This window comes from Methylobacterium sp. WL103, from assembly GCF_008039885.1.
GTDB lineage: Bacteria > Pseudomonadota > Alphaproteobacteria > Rhizobiales > Beijerinckiaceae > Methylobacterium > Methylobacterium cerastii.
In genome coordinates, this window is record NZ_VRUX01000849.1 from 1 (window position 1) to 1425 (window position 1425).

Here is a 1425-nt window from a genome sequence, read left to right on the forward strand (position 1 = left end):
CGCTCCGCCTCGGCAGCCGCCGGCTGATGGAGGAGGACGGCGTCGACCTGGCGCCCCTCGCGGACCGGGGCGAAGCCCTGGCGCGGGCGGGCCGCACGGTTTCCTGGATCTCGGAGGAGGAAGCCAGGGGGACCGCGCCCGTGCGGCTGCTCGGCCTGATCGCCTTCGGCGATGCGGTGAAACCCTCCGCGGCCGCTTCCATCGCGGCCCTCGGCCGGCGCGGCCTGCGCACGGTGATGCTCACCGGCGACAACCGGGGCAGCGCCGCCCACGCGGCCGAGGCGCTCAGCCTCGACGAGGTGGTGGCCGAGCTTCTCCCGGAGGACAAGGCGGCGGCGATCCTCCGCCTGAAGGCGGGTGGGCGCCGCGTCGCCATGGTCGGCGACGGAGTCAACGACGCGCCGGCGCTCGCCGCCGCCGACGTCGGCATTGCCTTGAGCACCGGCACCGACGTCGCGATGCACGCGGCCGGCATCACGCTGATGCGCGGCGATCCGATGGTGGTCGCCGACGCGATCGACATCGCGCGGCGGACCTATGCCAAGATCCGGCAGAACCTGTTCTGGGCGCTCGCCTACAACGTGGTCGGCATCCCGCTCGCGGCCTTCGGGCTGCTCAGCCCGGTGGTGGCGGGCGCAGCGATGGCGTTCTCCAGCGTCAGCGTCGTCGGGAACGCGCTGCTGCTGCGCCGCTGGCGCCCGGCCGGTGAGGTGCAACGATGATGACGATCGGCGAGGCCGCACGCGCCTCCGGCGTTTCGGCCAAGATGATCCGCTACTACGAGAGCACCGGCCTGATCGCAGAGGCCGCACGCTCGGAGGCGGGCTATCGGCACTATACCGAGGCGGGGATCCACACCCTGCGCTTCATCCGCCGTGCGCGCGACCTCGGCTTTACGGTGGAGCAGATCGGCACGCTGCTTGCCCTGTGGCGCGACCGGGACCGCGCCAGCGCCGACGTGAAGCGCATCGCGCTCGAGCACGTGGCCGCCCTGGAGCGTAAGGCCGAGGAGCTTCACGCCATGAGCCGGACGCTGATGGCTTTGGCCGCGCGCTGCCACGGCGACGCCCGGCCGGATTGTCCGATCATGGAGGATTTGGCGGAAACAGGCGCTGGCCCGGGCGCGCTCGTCGTGAAGGGTGCATCTGGCGGCCCCGCACGCTTCGGCCTGGGCCGACCGGCACGCCGGCGCGGAAACGGATGAGGCGCGTTCCGCCTGGACTGGGTCCGACCTCGGTCTCAATGCCCAAACGCAACGAGCCCGCGCTGTCTTTCGACGGCGTGGGCTCGTTGTGGATGATATGATGTTTGGTTGCGGGGACAGGATTTGAACCTGTGACCTTCAGGTTATGAGCCTGACGAGCTACCGGGCTGCTCCACCCCGCGCCAGGGTGATCGAGTGTCGTGTTGAGGGGATGTGTTGGC

2 protein-coding genes and 1 tRNA gene are annotated in these 1425 nt (G+C 70.9%); 2 read left to right on the forward strand and 1 reads right to left on the reverse strand.

Annotated elements, in window-relative coordinates:
• Positions 1 to 722, forward strand: a 722-nt coding sequence (locus tag FV222_RS26030) for an HAD-IC family P-type ATPase (protein ID WP_147816014.1), incomplete at its 5' end; no start/stop codon positions are given.
• The gene (gene cueR / locus FV222_RS26035; protein ID WP_147816016.1) at positions 722 to 1204 is read left to right on the forward strand and encodes a Cu(I)-responsive transcriptional regulator; all 483 of its coding nucleotides are present in this window, start codon (positions 722 to 724) and stop codon (positions 1202 to 1204) included. The genes FV222_RS26030 and cueR, both read left to right, overlap by 1 nt.
• A gap of 105 nt (positions 1205 to 1309) precedes the next feature.
• Here cueR and FV222_RS26040 read toward each other — a convergent pair.
• Positions 1310 to 1386 (reverse strand) — tRNA-Met (locus FV222_RS26040).
• Positions 1387 to 1425: the final 39 nt, after the last annotated feature.